This is a genomic window from Streptomyces sp. UF-297, from assembly GCF_058245575.1.
Genome location: NZ_JBSIBZ010000009.1, coordinates 1 through 14,279 on the forward strand (window position 1 = coordinate 1; position 14,279 = coordinate 14,279).

Annotated in this window: 10 protein-coding genes; 5 read left to right on the plus strand and 5 right to left on the minus strand. The window is 70.5% G+C overall.

Annotated elements, in window-relative coordinates:
• Nucleotides 1–75: 75 nt before the first annotated feature.
• The 4 genes from mctP to AC4IJH_RS07750 form a co-directional block, all read right to left on the minus strand.
• Nucleotides 76–1,686 carry a monocarboxylate uptake permease MctP gene (gene mctP, locus AC4IJH_RS07735; RefSeq protein WP_490850926.1) on the minus strand — a complete coding sequence of 537 codons (1,611 nt, stop codon included), beginning with the start codon at nt 1,684–1,686 and terminating at the stop codon, nt 76–78.
• Nucleotides 1,687–1,769: 83 nt separating this feature from the next.
• On the minus strand, nt 1,770–2,030 hold the full coding sequence (locus AC4IJH_RS07740; RefSeq protein WP_490850801.1) for a DUF3311 domain-containing protein: 261 nt from the start codon (nt 2,028–2,030) through the stop codon (nt 1,770–1,772).
• A gap of 113 nt (nt 2,031–2,143) precedes the next feature.
• Complete coding sequence (locus AC4IJH_RS07745) at nt 2,144–4,306, minus strand: carbon starvation CstA family protein (protein ID WP_490850802.1); 2,163 nt, start codon at nt 4,304–4,306, stop codon at nt 2,144–2,146.
• A 108-nt stretch (nt 4,307–4,414) separates the two neighbouring features.
• The gene (locus AC4IJH_RS07750; RefSeq protein WP_490850927.1) at nt 4,415–5,176 is read right to left on the minus strand and encodes a GntR family transcriptional regulator; all 762 of its coding nucleotides are present in this window, start codon (nt 5,174–5,176) and stop codon (nt 4,415–4,417) included.
• Between the two features lie 249 nt (nt 5,177–5,425).
• Between AC4IJH_RS07750 and AC4IJH_RS07755 the strand changes: the two genes are divergently transcribed.
• The 4 genes from AC4IJH_RS07755 to AC4IJH_RS07770 all read left to right on the plus strand — a co-directional run bounded on the left by AC4IJH_RS07755 (nt 5,426) and on the right by AC4IJH_RS07770 (nt 10,130).
• The gene (locus tag AC4IJH_RS07755) at nt 5,426–6,682 is read left to right on the plus strand and encodes an extracellular solute-binding protein (RefSeq protein WP_490850803.1); all 1,257 of its coding nucleotides are present in this window, start codon (nt 5,426–5,428) and stop codon (nt 6,680–6,682) included.
• Between the two features lie 86 nt (nt 6,683–6,768).
• Nucleotides 6,769–7,752 carry a carbohydrate ABC transporter permease gene (locus AC4IJH_RS07760; protein ID WP_490850804.1) on the plus strand — a complete coding sequence of 328 codons (984 nt, stop codon included), beginning with the start codon at nt 6,769–6,771 and terminating at the stop codon, nt 7,750–7,752.
• Nucleotides 7,749–8,588 (plus strand): carbohydrate ABC transporter permease, encoded by an 840-nt coding sequence (locus AC4IJH_RS07765; RefSeq protein WP_490850805.1) that lies wholly within the window; start codon nt 7,749–7,751, stop codon nt 8,586–8,588. Before AC4IJH_RS07760 ends, AC4IJH_RS07765 begins: the two co-directional genes overlap by 4 nt.
• A 9-nt stretch (nt 8,589–8,597) precedes the next feature.
• Complete coding sequence (locus tag AC4IJH_RS07770) at nt 8,598–10,130, plus strand: glycoside hydrolase family 3 protein (protein WP_490850806.1); 1,533 nt, start codon at nt 8,598–8,600, stop codon at nt 10,128–10,130.
• 154 nt (nt 10,131–10,284) lie between these two features.
• Here the strand turns inward: AC4IJH_RS07770 and nagB are convergent, their stop codons facing one another.
• Nucleotides 10,285–11,067 carry a glucosamine-6-phosphate deaminase gene (gene nagB, locus AC4IJH_RS07775; RefSeq protein ID WP_490850807.1) on the minus strand — a complete coding sequence of 261 codons (783 nt, stop codon included), beginning with the start codon at nt 11,065–11,067 and terminating at the stop codon, nt 10,285–10,287.
• Between the two features lie 1,845 nt (nt 11,068–12,912).
• On the opposite strand from nagB, the gene AC4IJH_RS07780 reads away from it, so the two are divergent.
• Nucleotides 12,913–14,007: an SIS domain-containing protein gene (locus tag AC4IJH_RS07780; protein WP_490850808.1), complete on the plus strand. Its 1,095-nt coding sequence runs from the start codon at nt 12,913–12,915 to the stop codon at nt 14,005–14,007.
• The last annotated feature ends 272 nt before the right edge of the window (nt 14,008–14,279 follow it).

The following is a 14,279-nucleotide window of genomic DNA, read 5'->3' on the forward strand; positions in this document are numbered from 1 at the left end:
CCCCCCCCCCCCCCCCCCCCCCCCCCCCCCCCCCCCCCCCCCCCCCCCCCCCCCCCCCCCCCCCCCCCGCCGTGCTCAACGGCCCGCCGCCACACCCTCCTTGGCGGGCGGCAGATCCGTCGGACCGTCGCCGTCCGCGCCCTTGGCGGTGTGGGGGGCCGCGGCCCGTACGGGGTCGCCCGCGTCCGCCGTGTAGTCCTGCGGCGAGGTCTCGTCCACCCCGTCCGGCGCCTTGACGGCCCGCAGCACCAGCGTCAGCACCACCGTCACCAGGACGTTCAGGACGAAGGCGGTCAGCCCGATGTAGCCGATCTCCTGGATGCCGGGGATCTCGGCCTGGCTGCCGCCGAAGTGCTTCTGGGTGGGGCTGGCGACGCCGTACGCCGCGACGGTCCCGTACACCATGCCCACCGCCCAGCCGGCCAGCAGCGCCCAGCGGTGGAACCAGCGGGTGAACAGCCCGCCCACCAGCGCCGGCATGGTCTGCAGGATCCAGATGCCGCCCAGCAGCTGGAAGTTGATCGCCACCGTCTTGTCCATGGTCAGCACGAAGGCCAGCGCGCCGACCTTGACCAGCAGCGAGACGAGCTTGGCGACCTTGTGCTCCTGGGCGGCGGTGGCGCCCGGCTTGAGGAAGTCCTTGTAGATGTTGCGGGTGAACAGATTGGCCGCGGCGATCGACATGATGGCCGCCGGGACCAGCGCGCCGATCCCGATCGCGGCGAACGCCACGCCTGCGAACCAGCTGGGGAACATGTCCTCGAACAGCTGCGGGATCGCCAGCTGGGCGTTGCCCTTGACGTCGGTCCCGGCCTTGATCGCCATGAAGCCGAGCAGCGCCAGGAACCCGAGCATCAGCGAATACAGCGGCAGGATCGTGGTGTTGCGGCGGATCACGTTGCGACTGCGCGAGGAGAGCGTCGCGGTGATGGAGTGCGGGTACATGAACAGTGCCAGCGCCGAGCCGAGCGCCAATGTGGCGTACGCCCACTGCGCGTTGGGCCCGCTGGCCAGCTCGCCGCGCGGCTTGCCGGTCGGCCCCGGCTCGGCGAAGGCCTTGCCCGCCGCGTCGAAGATCTCCCCGAATCCGCCGAGTTTGATGGGGATGTAGATGATCGCCACCGCGATGACGATGTAGATCAGCGCGTCCTTGACGAAGGCGATCAGGGCGGGCGCGCGCAGCCCGGAGGAGTAGGTGTACGCGGCCAGCACGCCGAAGGCGATCAGCAGCGGCAGGTCCTTGACGAACCAGTTGGTGTGCTCCCCGCCGCCGACCCCCAGCACGTCCAACACGGCCTGGATGCCGACCAGTTGCAGGGCGATGTAGGGCATGGTGGCCAGGATGCCGGTGAGCGCCACGGCCAGTGACAGGCCCTTGGAGCCGAAGCGGCCGCGCACGAAGTCCGAGGTGGTCACGTACCCGTGCTTGTGGGAGACCGACCACAGACGGGGCAGGAAGGTGAAGATCAGCGGGTAGACCAGGATCGTGTACGGGACCGCGAAGAAGCCGGCCGCGCCCGCCGCGTAGACGGCCGCGGGGACGGCGACGAAGGTGTACGCGGTGTAGAGGTCGCCGCCCAGCAGGAACCAGGTCACCCAGGTGCCGAAGCTGCGCCCGCCCAGGCCCCATTCGTCCAGATTCTCCGACTGGGCGGCCTTGCGCCAGCGCGCCGCCAGGAAGCCCATGACCGTCACGGCCGCGAAGAAGAAGACGAAGACGGCGAGGGCGACGCCGTTGACGCCGCCCGTGGCGCCGGCTGCCAGTGCCCTCACCGCGCCGCGCCTTCCTTGCGCAGGCGCTGCTCACGCCGTACCAGCTTGTACGCGATCATCGTGAGCGCGGTCGAGATGAGCACCCACAGCATCTGGTACCAGTAGAAGAACGGGACGCCGATGAAGGCGGGTTCGACCCGGGCGTACGAACTCACCCACAGCACGCCCACGAACGGCGCGATCAGGCACAGTCCGGCCACCACCCGCGAGGGGGTGAGGACGGGTCTGGACTGCGGTGGTGCGGCTGGCTCGGGCATGGGCGCGGCTCCGTTCCCTGGCGTTACCTCGTGATCACCTGCGTAATGGGCAGGAAATCTAGGCCAGGGCCGTACCGCGCGTCACTACCTGTCCGCATATCGGTATGACAACGTCAGCTTCGGCCGATCTCGTTCTCCCGCGTCCCGCCCGCGGTCCGCGCGGCCGCCAGCTCGGCCTTCTCCTGCTTGGAGGCCAGCAGCCCGGCGGGCGCCACGATGGCGGACTGCACGTACGGTGCCTCGCTCAGCGCCGTCGCTCCGGGGTTGCGGACATGGCGCAGGCACACCCGCAGCGCGTCCGCGATCACCACCACGATCAGCAGCGCGAGCACGGCCGAAAGCACCCCGTCCACGGTGGAGTTGGTGACCACGGTGTGCATGTCCTGCATGGTCTTGGCGGGCGGCAGGACCTTCCCGTCCTCGATGGCGTTCTGATAGATGGAGCGCTGGGTGAAGAACCCGACGCGCGGGTCGCCGGAGAAGACCTTCTGCCAGCTCGCGGTGAGCGTGACGGTGGCGTCCCAGGCGAGCGGAATCCCGGTGATCCAGGCCCACTTCAGGCGCCCGGACTTCACCAGCAGCGTGGTGCACACCGCCAGCGCGACCGCCGCCAGCAGCTGGTTGGCGATGCCGAAGATGGGGAAGAGCTGGTTGATGCCGCCCAGCGGCTCGTGCACGCCCACCCACAGGAAGTAGCCCCACAGTGCGACGACCGCGGCGCTGCACAGCAGCAGCCCCGGCTTCCAACTCGCCCTGCGGAAGGGCTTGTAGAGGTTGCCGAGCATGTCCTGGAGCATGAAGCGGCCGACCCGGGTGCCGGCGTCCAGCGCGGTCAGGATGAACAGCGCCTCGAACATGATCGCGAAGTGGTACCAGAACGCCTTCATCCCGGCGCCGCCCACCACTTGGGAGAAGATCTCCGAGACCCCGATGGCCAGGGTGGGCGCGCCGCCGGTGCGCGAGAGCAGCGAGTGCTCCTCCACGGCCTTGGCCGCCGCCGCCAACTGGTCGGGGGTGATGGTGTACCCGAGGTTCGCCACCGCCTGCGAGGCCGACTGCACGGTGTCGCCGATCACGCCCGCGGGGGCGTTCATCGCGAAGTACAGCCCCGGGTCGATGATGCTCGCCGCCACCAGCGCCATCACCGCCACGAACGACTCCATCAGCATGGAGCCGTAACCGATCATGCGGATCTGGGGCTCCTTCTGCACCATCTTCGGGGTGGTGCCCGAGGAGATCAGCGCGTGGAAGCCGGACAGCGCCCCGCAGGCGATGGTGATGAAGACGAACGGGAAGAGCGACCCGGCGAAGACCGGGCCGTCGCCGCGGCCCGCGAAGTCGGTCACCGCGTCCATCTTCAGATTCGGCAGTGCGATGACCACGCCGACGGCCAGCAGCCCGATCGTGCCGACCTTCATGAAGGTGGATAGGTAGTCGCGCGGTGCCAGCAGCATCCACACCGGCAGGACGGAGGCGATGAACCCGTACGCCACCAGCCAGATCACCAGCGTCGAGGGCTCCAGGGTGAAGGCGCCCGCCCAGGAGGACTCGGCCACCCAGCGCCCGGCGACCAGCGCGATCAGCAGCAGCGCGATCCCGATCAGGGAGACCTCGGTGACCCGTCCCGGCCGCAGTACGCGCAGGTAGAAGCCCATCAGCAGGGCGATCGGGATGGTCATGGCGATGGAGAAGGTGCCCCAGGGCGACTCGGCCAGGGCGTTGACGATGACCAGCGCCAGCACGCCGAGCAGGATGATCATGATGGCGAAGGCGGCGAGCAGCGCCGCGGCCCCGCCCAGCGGCCCGATCTCCTCGCGCGCCATCTGTCCCAGCGACTTCCCGTCGCGCCGGGTGGAGAAGAACAGGACCACCATGTCCTGCACCGCGCCCGCGAAGATCACTCCGACGATGATCCAGATCGTGCCCGGCAGGTACCCCATCTGGGCGGCGAGCACCGGCCCCACCAGTGGTCCGGCGCCCGCGATGGCCGCGAAGTGGTGCCCCAGCAGCACCCGGCGGTCGGTGGGGTGGAAGTCGACGCCGTCGTTGATGCGCTCGGCCGGGGTGGCCCGTTTCCCGTCCAGCCGCAGCACCCGGTAGGCCACGAAGCGCGAGTAGAAGCGGTAGGCGATGGCGTACGTGCCCACGGCGGCCGCGACCATCCATGCGGCCGAGACCTCCTCGCCGCGGGAGAGTGCCAGCAGTGTCCAGCCGGCCGCACCCAGCAGGGCAACGGCCGTCCAGACAAGGATGGTTCGGGGGGTGGCACTGCGCACCGGAACGTCCTCCCGTCGACGCGATGGTCGCGATGTGGGAAGGACCGTAGAACAGGAGTCCGCCGCGCGGCTATAGCGCGTGCAGCGCGCCCGCGCGGGCCGGGCGGATCAGTCGGCCGGGCGCTTGAGACGGGCGACGAACTTGTAGCGGTCGCCGCGGTAGACCGAGCGCACCCACTCCACCGGGCGGCCCTCGGCGTCCAGGGAGTGCCGGGAGAGCAGCAGCATGGGCAGGCCCACGTCCGTACCCAGCAGCCCGGCCTCGCGCGGGGTGGCCAGGGAGGTCTCGATGGTCTCCTCGGCCTCGGCCGGGCGCACGTCGTAGACCTCGGCCAACGCCGTGTACAGGGAGGTGTACTTGACGAGGTTGCGGCGCAGCGCCGGGAATCTCTTCGCGGACAGATGGGTGGTCTCGATGGCCATCGGCTCGCCGCTGGCCAGCCGCAGCCGCTCGATGCGCAGCACCCGGCCGCCCGCGGCGATGTCCAGCAGCCCGGCGAGGCGGTCGTCAGCGGTGACGTACCCGATGTCCAGGAGCTGGGAGGTGGGTTCCAGGCCCTGGGCCCTCATGTCCTCGGTGTAGGAGGTGAGTTGGAGGGCCTGGGAGACCTTGGGCTTGGCGACGAAGGTGCCCTTGCCCTGGATGCGCTCCAACCGCCCCTCGACGACCAGCTCCTGGAGCGCCTGGCGTACGGTGGTGCGCGAGGTGTCGAACTCCGCGGCCAGGGTGCGCTCGGGCGGTACCGGCGTGCCGGGCGGCAGGGTTTCGGTCATCTCCAGCAAGTGCCGCTTGAGCCGGTAGTACTTGGGCACGCGAGCGGTGCGAGTGGCACCACCGGCGTTCTCCGTACTGCCCCCGTCGGTCTCCATGACCCGCCTCTCCGACTCCTGACGCGCTGCCGTCACCGGCTCCTCCGTACGTAGCGGCACACTGGGAAAATATCGTGGCACGGGTGGGTGCCGATGCTCCCTGGCTGGTCGGCGCCCACTAGATGTCGGTCCGATAACGGAGCCGACAGCGACTCTTATACACCCTTGACACCCCAAAAGGTCTAGGCCAAGCTGCGGGAACTGGTCTAAACCATTAAAGACCACACCAGGCCTTTAGGGGAGTACGCAATGAAGCGTGGGCTCATAGCAGCGACAGCAGTCGCGGGAATGATGGTCGGTGTCGCTGCCTGTGGGTCCAGCGACGCGGGCGGCGCGGACGCCAAGAGTCTGACCGTATGGGTCATGGACGGCTCGAACCCGCCGGAGTGGACCAAGCAGGTCTCCGCCGACTTCGAGAAGAAGACCGGCGCGAAGGTCGAGTTCAAGGTCCAGCAGTGGACGGGCATCCAGCAGAAGCTGACCACCGCGCTGTCCGAGGACACCCCGCCCGACGTCGTCGAGCTCGGCAACACCCAGACCGCTTCGTACGCCACCGCCGGTGCCCTTCTGGACGTGGGCGATCTCAAGAAGGAGATCGGCTCCGACTGGAACGAGAACGTCAACAAGACGTCCATCGTCGACGGCAAGCAGTACGCCCTGCCCTGGTACGCGGGCAACCGCGTGGTGATGTACAACAAGAAGATCTGGGCGGACGCGGGCATCAAGGACCTGCCCAAGACCCGCGCGGACCTCTTCAAGGCCTTCGAGAAGATCAAGAACAAGACCGACGCCGAGCCGCTGTACCTGCCCGGCCAGAACTGGTACTTCTTCGGCGGCCTGACCGTCGGCACCGGCGCCGAGCTGGTGAAGAAGGACGGCGGCAAGTGGGTCTCCAACCTCGCCGACCCCAAGGTCTCCAAGGCCATGGAGACCTACAAGCAGTACCAGGCCTTCAGCACGGCCCCCAAGAACAAGGACGAGGCCGACCCGCAGCAGGCCAACGTCTTCGCCAACGGCAAGACGGGCGCCGTCATCGCCATGGGTTACGAGGCCGGCACCACCATCAAGGCCAACCCGAAGATGAAGGACAACATCGGCTTCTTCACCATCCCCGGTGAGACCGAGGCCAAGCCCGAGGGCGTCTTCATGGGCGGCTCCAACTTCGCCATCGCGGGCCGCAGCGCCAAGCAGGACCTCGCCAAGGAATTCCTGCGGATCGCCCTGTCGAAGAAGGCCGACACCCAGATGGTCACGGAGGTCGGCTGGACCCCGAAGTCCCCGGCCATCGCGGCCGCCGCCAAGACCAACCCGGCCGCCGCTCCCGCCGCCGCGGCGGCCGAGAAGTCCGGTGGCACCCCGCCGGCGATCCCCGAGTGGGCCAACGTCGAGAACGTGCCGAACCCGATCAAGGACTACATGACCGCGGTCCTGAACGGTAAGTCCCCCGAGGACGCCGCCAAGAGCGTCGAGGGCGAGATCAACAAGCGCCTGGCGCAGAAGCAGTAACCGCTCACGGCTGCGCGGGGCCGGCTGCCCCGGCCCCGCGCAGCCCACGCATCAGCACAACAGGTTTTATGGGGAGAAGGCGGGACATGTCAGTGCAGACCGAAGACGCGGTGGACAAGACCGCGCCACGGATCAGCAAGGGCGGCGCCCCGCCGCCCGGCCGCGGCCAGGGCAAGGGACGCACCGCCAGGAGAGCGCCGTACCTGCTGCTGCTCCCGGCGCTGGCGGCCACCGCGGTCCTGCTGGGCTGGCCGATGGTGCGCAACATCGTCCTCTCGTTCCAGAACCTCAACATGAAGCAGCTGATCCAGCGGCTGACCGAGTGGAACGGGATCGAGAACTTCCGCGCCGTCCTGACCAGCGAGGAGTTCTGGCGGGTCACGCTGCGCACGATCGTCTTCACGGCGGTCAACGTCGTACTGATCATGCTGATCGGTGTGCTGGTCGGCCTGCTGCTGGCCCGGCTCGGCAAGAAGATGCGCCTGACGCTCTCCGCCGCGCTGGTGCTCGCCTGGGCGATGCCCGTCATCGCCGCGACCACCGTCTACCAGTGGCTCTTCGACTCCCGCTACGGCGTGGTCAACTGGGTCCTGGACGCGCTCGGCTGGCACTCGATGGCCGGCTACAACTGGACCAGCGGCCAGTTCTCCACCTTCTTCGTGATCATCGTGCTGATCGTGTGGCAGTCCGTGCCCTTCGTGGCGCTGAACCTGTACGCGGCCACCACGACCATTCCCAAGGAGCTGTACGAGGCGGCCCGCATGGACGGCGCCGGCACGTGGAAGGTCTTCACGAACGTGACCTTCCCCTTCCTCAAGCCCTTCTTCCTGGCCACGACCTTCCTCGAGGTCATCTGGGTCTTCAAGGCGTTCCCGCAGATCATGGCGATCAGCAAGGGCGGCCCCGACCGGCTGACCGAGACCCTGCCGATCTACGCCTTCACCGAGGGCGTGGGAGCCCAGCACTTCGGCATGGGCGCCGCGATCTCCGTGCTGACGATCCTGGTCCTGCTGGGCATGACCGCGTACTACCTCCGCCTGACCCTGAAGCAAGAGGAGGACGAGCTGTGAAGCGCTCGGCTTCGTCGACGATCCGCCGCATCTGGCCCAACCTGACGGCCCTCGTCCTCGCCCTCGCGTTCGTCTTCCCCGTGTACTGGATGTTCAACACGGCCTTCAAGCCGACCGGGGACATCCTGACCGAGGACCCCGTGTGGTTCCCGATCCGCGCCACCTTCGAGCACTTCTCGACGGCGATGAACGCGCCCAACTTCTGGACGCTGGTGGGCAATTCGATCACCGTGACCGTGCTGGCCGTAGTCGCCTCGCTGGTCATCGCGCTCATGGGCGCCTTCGCGGTGACCCGGATGCGCTTCAAGGGCCGCAAGGGCATCGTCCTGACCTTCATGGTCGCGCAGATGGCGCCCTGGGAAGTCCTGGTCATCACCAACTACATGATCGTGCGCGACGCCGGGATGCTGAACAGCCTCGTCCCGCTGACCGCCTTCTACATGGTCATGGTGCTGCCCTTCACCCTCCTGACGCTGCGCGGCTATGTCGCCGCCGTACCCAAGGAGCTGGAGGAGTCGGCCATGGTCGACGGCTGCACCCGCCGCCAGGCGTTCGTGAAGGTCATCTTCCCGCTGCTGGCGCCCGGTCTGATGGCCACCTCGCTGTTCGGCTTCATCACCGCCTGGAACGAATACGCGCTCGTCCTGGTTCTCAACAAGGAAGCCCACATGGCGACGCTGCCGCTGTGGCTGTCCCAGTTCCAGAGCAACTTCGGCACCGACTGGGGTGCGTCGATGGCCGCCGCCACCCTCTTCGCCCTCCCGATCCTGATCCTCTTCCTGTTCCTCCAGCGCAAGGCGGTCAGCGGTCTGGCCGACGGCGCGGTGAAGGGATAACGCGAGACCATGACGATGCTCACCCACACCACCGACACCCTCACCCGGGACGCGCTGGCCGTCCTGCAGCCCGGATTCACCGGGACCAGTGCCCCCGACTGGCTGCTGCGGCGGATCGGCGAGGGCCTCAGCTCGGTCGGGCTGTTCGGGCGCAATGTGCACTCGCCCGAGCAACTGGCCGCGCTCACCGCCCAGTTGCGGGCCGAGCGCGAGGACGTGCTGGTCGCCATCGACGAGGAGGGCGGCGACGTCACCCGCCTCGAGGTGCGCGGCGGCTCCTCCTTCCCCGGCAACTTCGCCCTGGGCTCGGTCGACGACACCGACCTGACCCGCGCGGTCGCCCGCGAGCTGGGCCGCCGCCTGGCCGAGTGCGGCGTCAACCTCAACTGGGCGCCGTCCGCCGACGTCAACTCCAACCCGGACAACCCCGTCATCGGCGTACGGTCCTTCGGTGCCGACCCGCACCTGGCCGCCCGGCACACCGCCGCCTACATCGAGGGCCTGCAGTCGGCCGGCGTCGCCGCCTGCACCAAGCACTTCCCCGGGCACGGCGACACGGCAGTGGACTCCCACCACGACCTGCCGCTGATCACCGCCGACCTGGCCACCCTGTGGGAGCGGGAACTCGTCCCCTTCCGGGCCGCCATCGCCGCGGACACCAAGTCCGTGATGAGCGCCCACATCCTGCTTCCGGCTCTGGACGGCAGCCTGCCTGCCACCCTGAGCCGGAACGTCCTCACCGGCCTCCTGCGGGCCCCGGTCGCCGACGGCGGTCTCGGATACGACGGCTTGATCGTCACCGACGCCGTCGAGATGCGGGCCATCGCGGCCACGTACGGCATCGAGCGGGGCACCGTGATGGCCCTCGCCGCCGGCGCCGACGCCATCTGCGTCGGCGGGGGACTGGCCGATGAGGACACCGTGCTGCGGCTGCGCGACGCGCTGGTGGGCGCCGTGCGCGACGGCGAACTGTCGGAGAAGCGGCTCGCCGACGCCGCGGCACGGGTGCGCGCACTGGCGCGGTGGACCCGGAGTGCGGGCGCGGCGGAGGGGACCGCGCCCGCACCCGAGGTCGGCCTGACGGCGGCCCGCCGTGCGCTGCGCGTCAGCTCCGAGACCCCGTACGCGCCGCTCGACGGCCCCGCGTACGTCGCGGCCTTCACCCCGGTCGCGAACATCGCGGTCGGCGAGGAGACCCCCTGGGGCGTGGCCGCCGAGCTGACCCGGCTGCTGCCGGGCACCGAGACCGGCACGTACGGCGCCGAGCAGGCGGTGGCCAACGGCACGGACGCGCTGGCCGCCGAGGTGCTGGCCGCCGCGGCCGGGCGCCGGATCGTGGCGGTCGTGCGCGATGCCCACCGCCACCCGTGGATGGCCCAGGCCCTGGACGCCCTGGTCGCCGCGCGGCCCGACACGGCCGTGGTCGAGATGGGCGTACCGCAGGCGCCGCCGGTGGGCGCGCCGCACCTCGCCACGCACGGTGCCGCCCGGGTCTGCGGCCAGGCCGCCGCCGAGGCCCTCACCGGCCGTAGCGCTCCGTAGGGGCGCGGGGAACCGCGCGACCGGCCCCCACCGGCCCGCGGTGACATGACCGCACCCCCAGTGGAGCGCTCAGGCGCCACCCACGACGAACGGCTCGGCCGGGGAACCCCTCAAGGGGCCCCGGCCGAGCCGTTCGTCGTGCCGCTCCGCGCGCCTACAGACCCTGCCACTGCGGCTTGGCCGCATATGTGTCGCGGAAGTAGTCGGCGAGCTTGAGCTTGGAGGCCGCCGCCTCGTCCACCACGACCGTGGCGTGCGGGTGCAGCTGCAGCGCCGAGGCGGGCACCAGCGAGGACAGCGGGCCCTCCACGGTCTGCGCCACGGCGTCGGCCTTGCCCTCGCCGGTGGCCAGCAGCACCAGGTGACGGGCCTCCAGGATCGTCCCGATGCCCTGGGTGATGACGTGGTGCGGCACCTCGTCGAGGCTGTCGAAGAACCGGGCGTTGTCGACCCGGGTCTGCTGCGTCAGCGTCTTGATGCGGGTACGGGAGGCCAGCGAGGAGCACGGCTCGTTGAAGCCGATGTGCCCGTCGGTGCCGATGCCCAGCAGCTGGAGGTCCACGCCGCCGGCCTCGGCCAGCGCGCGGTCGTAGGCCTCGCAGGCGCCCTGGACGTCCTCGGCGCTGCCGTCGGGGCCCATGAAGGACTCCTGGCTCAGCCCCAGCGGCTCGACGACCTCGCGCAGCACCACCGAACGGTAGGACTCGGGGTGGCCGGCGGGCAGGCCGACGTACTCGTCCAGCTGGCAGATACGGGCGCGGCTGGCGTCCACGGCCTTGGCCGCGACCTTCGCCGCCAGCGCCTCGTAGATGGGCAGCGGGGTCGAGCCGGTGGCGACGCCGAGCAGGGCGTCGGGCTTGCGCCGCAGCAGCTCGGCCATGGCCTCGGCGATGAGCTCGCCGCCTGCCTTGGCGTCCGGGACGATGACAACTTCCACGCTGGCCTGCCGATCTAGAGGGGACGGTATGTGGTATAGACCAATCTAGCAGAGGGGCCACCCCCGAGCCCCGCACAGCGGCCGCACAGCACCTGCGCGGCGCCGGGCGTGATGACGGGCGCGACGGTCGCGCGGCGCCGGGCGTGGTGGGTGCGTGGCGCCGGGCGTGGAGCCGGGCGTGGTGGGCGCCGGCGCCTGTCGTGGAACCGGGCGTGGTGGGTGCGCGGCGCCGGGCCTGGCGATGGGTGCGGTGGCGGTCCCGGGGGCGGTGGTAGTCCCGGCGGGTGCGGGTGCGGGTGCGGGTGCGGGTGCGGGTGCGGTGGCGGCCACGGCGGTTGCCGCGGTGGTGGCCGGGGCCACGACCGCGGTGGTGGTCGGGGAGCGACCACAGCAATGGTCCGGGCAGCGGCCGCGGTGGTTGCCGGGACAGCGACCGCGAGGACCGCCGCTCCCGGCGGCCGGGACGCGTGCTGCACACGACGTGTCCGGAGTGCTCCGGACGCCCCAGGCCGCAAACGACGAGGAACCCGGCCCACCGGACCCATACCGGTCCTTCACCCGCCGGTCCTTCACCTGCCGGTCCTTCCGGTGAACGCCCGGCCCGCCCGCTGCGAGCCCGGTCCTGCCCGACACTGCCGCCCCCGTCCGTCCATGCTCTGTGCTCCGCCCCCGGCGAGCGAAGTCGAGGCGGCCCCGATACGGCCGTCCGGGGCCCGCCCCGCCGCCCCGACAATCCCCAACGCTCCGCCAAGCCCGCACCACGCACGGGCCCTGACCACGCCAGCACTACAGCCCCGACACCACCCCATCAGATCCCCAGGACTCCACCGAGCCCGTGCCACGTACGGACCCTGACCGCACAACAACCACGGCCCCGGCGCCACCTTGACGGAACCCCAGGGCTCCGCCGAGCCCGCCGCGCACGGGTCCTGACCAGGCCACGACCGCAGCCCCGACGCCGCCCTGGTGGACCCCCAGGGCTCCGCCGAGCCCGCGCCGCGTACGGTCCTGACGGCGCAAGGGCAGGTGCCCCGATGCTGCCTTGGCGCACCCACGGGGCTCCGCCGAGCCTGTGTCACGTACGGGTCTCCTGACCACGTCGGGGCCGCAGCTCCGGCGCTGCCCTGGTGGGTCCCCAGGGTTCCGTCGGGGCCGCGCCGCGTACGGTCCTGGCCGCACGAGGGCAAGGGGCCCGGCGCCGCCTTGGCGGAACTCCAGGGCTCCGTCGAACCCGCGCCGCGTACGGTCCTGGCCGCGCAAGGGCAGGTGCCCCGACGGTGCCTTGGTGCATCCCCAGGCTTCGCCGAGCCTGTATCGCGTATGGGTCCTGACCACGTCGGGGCCGCAGCTCCGGCGCTGCCCTGGTGGGTCCCTAAGGTTCCGTCGGGGCCGCGCCGTGTACGGTCCTGGCCGCACGAGGGCAAGGGGCCCGGCGCCGCCTTGGTGGACCCCTAGAGCTCCTCCGATCCTGTGCCCTTGTGTGGCCAAGACCGCACAGGGGTCACGGTCCCGGTGTTGCCTTGGTGGATTCCCAGAGCTTCGCCGGGCTCGTGCCGTGTACGGGGCCTGACCAGGGCAGGGCCGCAGTTCCGGCGCTGCTCTGGTGGATTCCAGGGCTTTGCCGAGCTGTACGTGGTGCGGGGGTTGGCTGTGTACGGGGCGCGGTCCCGGTAGTCGGTCGAGCGCAGGCTTGAGTCGGTTGTGGGACCTGGGCGCGTACAAGTTCTGACCGCCTACGAGTACGAGTCATCCGCCGGCGCCGGTGGGACTTCCGCTGTGCGCCGGTATCCACGACGGTCCCACCTGTGCCCCGTGCTCAGCCACAACTATCGGGAGGTAGTCAGCATGTCCGTCACGTCAGTCGCTTCGTACGGCGAGATGCCCGGCCGGATCATGGCCGGTGAGATGGCCGAGCAGCCCGCCGTGCTGCGGCGCGTCCTCGACGAGGGGGCGCCGTGCATCCATGAGGTCGCCGGGCGGATCGCCGTCCGCAGGCCGCGATTCGTTCTGCTCACCGCGCGCGGTACGTCCGACAACGCGGCGCTGTACGCCAAGTACCTGCTCGAAGTGCGCCTCGGCAAGCCCTGCGGCCTCACCTCCATGTCCACCACCACTGCCTACGGCGCCCGGCCCGACCTGACCGACTGCCTGGTGATCACCGTCAGCCAGTCCGGCGGCTCGCCCGACCTGGTGGCCTCCACCGAGGCCGCCCGCAAGGCGGGTGCGATCACGCTCGCGGTCACCAACAACGCCCACTCCCCGCTGGCCAAGGTCAGCGAGTTCCACATCGATGTGCTGGCGGGCCCGGAGAAGGCACTGCCCGCCACCAAGAGCTACACCGCCGAACTGCTGGCCCTCTACCTCTTCGTCGAGGGTCTGCGCGAGCGGGAGTTCGGCGCCCCGGGGGCCGGGGGAGTCCCGGTCGCGGAGGTGCTGCCCCACCTCGCCGAGTCGGTCCTCGCCCGCCAGGACGAGGTCAGGGCGCTCGCCGCCCGCTACCGCTTCGCCGAACGCATGGTCCTCACCTCCCGCGGCTACGGCTACCCGACGGCCAAGGAGGCCGCCCTGAAGCTGATGGAGACCAGCTACATCCCCGCCCTGTCCTACTCCGGAGCGGATCTGCTGCACGGCCCGCTCGCCATGGTCGACAACATCTCCCCGGTCATCGCGATCGTCACCGACGGCAAGGGCGGCCAGGCCCTGCAGCCCGTACTGGAACGCCTGCGCGGCCGCGGCGCCGACCTCGTCGTCATCGGCAACCGGGCCGAGGCCGACAAGGCCGCGGCCGGCTTCGCCCTGCCGACCGACGGCGTCGCCGAGGAGGTCCAGCCCATCCTCGAAATCCTCCCCCTGCAACGTCTCGCCTACGAAGTCACCATCGCCCGCGGCCAGGACCCCGACGCCCCCCGCTCCCTGGCCAAGATCACCGAAACCCACTGAGCGCCCCGCCGACTGCCCGGTGCGCCGTCCGCGGCCACGTCGCGGCCGCTCGCGCCCACGCGACGGAGCCGATATCGACACAGCCCCGCGCCCTTCCCGGACACGACCGGACCGGACCGCACCGGACGTCGGCAAGGCCGCTCAGGCCGTGCCCACAATGACCCATCGGCCACCGAACGTCCCGTTCCACCGACCGCGGATCGCCCCGTTCCGCCGATCGCCCCGTCCCGCCGACCGCGGATCGCCCCGTTCCGCCGACCGCCGACCGCCCC

What these genes read in the sequence shown, in the direction of transcription:
- AC4IJH_RS07760 (WP_490850804.1), top strand. Translation starts at nt 6,769, where the DNA reads ATGTCAGTGCAGACCGAAGACGCGGTGGACAAGACCGCGCCACGGATC.
- mctP (WP_490850926.1), bottom strand. Translation starts at nt 1,686, where the DNA reads ATGGGCTTCCTGGCGGCGCGCTGGCGCAAGGCCGCCCAGTCGGAGAAT.
- AC4IJH_RS07750 (WP_490850927.1), bottom strand. Translation starts at nt 5,176, where the DNA reads ATGGAGACCGACGGGGGCAGTACGGAGAACGCCGGTGGTGCCACTCGC.
- AC4IJH_RS07780 (WP_490850808.1), top strand. Translation starts at nt 12,913, where the DNA reads ATGTCCGTCACGTCAGTCGCTTCGTACGGCGAGATGCCCGGCCGGATC.
- AC4IJH_RS07770 (WP_490850806.1), top strand. Translation starts at nt 8,598, where the DNA reads ATGACGATGCTCACCCACACCACCGACACCCTCACCCGGGACGCGCTG.
- AC4IJH_RS07740 (WP_490850801.1), bottom strand. Translation starts at nt 2,030, where the DNA reads ATGCCCGAGCCAGCCGCACCACCGCAGTCCAGACCCGTCCTCACCCCC.
- AC4IJH_RS07755 (WP_490850803.1), top strand. Translation starts at nt 5,426, where the DNA reads ATGAAGCGTGGGCTCATAGCAGCGACAGCAGTCGCGGGAATGATGGTC.